The sequence below is a fragment of the Microbulbifer magnicolonia genome (assembly GCF_035117725.1).
Taxonomy (GTDB): domain Bacteria; phylum Pseudomonadota; class Gammaproteobacteria; order Pseudomonadales; family Cellvibrionaceae; genus Microbulbifer; species Microbulbifer magnicolonia.
The window spans coordinates 1-1,120 of record NZ_JAYEFD010000012.1 but is presented as its reverse complement, the minus strand read 5'-3'; the positions used below and the strand labels follow the sequence as shown (position 1 = coordinate 1,120).

General features: G+C 50.5%; 1 protein-coding gene. It reads right to left on the bottom strand.

Annotated features, from left to right (window positions below; all coding sequences use genetic code 11):
* Positions 1 to 186 precede the first annotated feature (186 nt).
* Complete coding sequence (locus RRF64_RS18760; protein WP_323847452.1) at positions 187 to 534, bottom strand: hypothetical protein; 348 nt, start codon at positions 532 to 534, stop codon at positions 187 to 189.
* Positions 535 to 1,120: the final 586 nt, after the last annotated feature.

Genomic DNA, 1,120 nt, shown 5'->3' with positions numbered 1-1,120 from the left:
CCATGCGAAGAATGGCAGAAAGATCGCCATCAGAAGAATCCATCTAAATGGATATAACTTGACTCCAAGTCTCGCATAGAGATCAATCAATACCTTCATCACTGGTTCCGCAGTTAACGCCGCCAACAAAGGCCGAGCGGTAGCGAGGTCCAGCCGCGCTTTTCGCGGCGATTTTGCTTGGCCTTGTTAAGCATTTTTGCACTTTCCCCTAAACATATAATTGCCTATAGCAAGGCCTATTAAAGCAAGAGTGGCCGAACCATACAGAGCAACTATATATGATGAACCTTGTTCTTTGATTATTGCTGGACCTATATCGGGCTGAGCCAGCGTGTCATAGGCCAAGTAAAAGAATAAGGCGACGATAGGAAACCCAACAAGGTTTACCCATTTAGACCACCTTATTGCGACCCCAAGGATACAACCAACAACAGCACCTTGTGCCCACAACTCCGGCTGTGTTGCCATTTTGTCCGAGACTTCAGCATATGCAACCAGCGGACAACTTAAAATGAAAAATAGCACTCTGTTCATATAGATGCTTAACGCCGCCGGCAGGGGCAGCTTACCTTATGCGCGTTTTGCGCAAAAATGGGAGCGCAGCGACCTGCGCAAAACGCGCACAAGGTAAGCTGTCCCGCGGAGGGCCGAAGGCCCGGAGCCTGGCTGCCCGGCCTTGTTAGTGTTGATGAACCTTGAAGCCACCAAACTTACAAAACCGGAAATTTGCAACACACTTGCGATGCCCAAACTGACCTTGAGCGGCACGTTTGGTTGTGCCGCCCCACGTTTTCCCTTGAGCGGCTAAATTGCTCAAAAGGAATGCTCCACTTTACTTGCCTCGCCGCCACTCACCAACTTTTAGAATGGGGACCACTGAAGGCGATTAAAAACGTCTCGTAAAATCCTGCTTGCGAATTCCGCTCTACGGAGAACGGTATCGCCGAATGCCTTCCGAATACGTTGCACTTTTTCGGGCGGCGACATAAAGAACCCGAACACTAACGCCCAGCGCAGGCGCAGCCAGCGCGGAGCGCATTTTGTGTTAATGTTTGAGCGCCAGCGAGTAACACAAAAGGTGCGTAGCGTTGGCTGTCGCTCTGCCGCTGTTTGTTAGGCT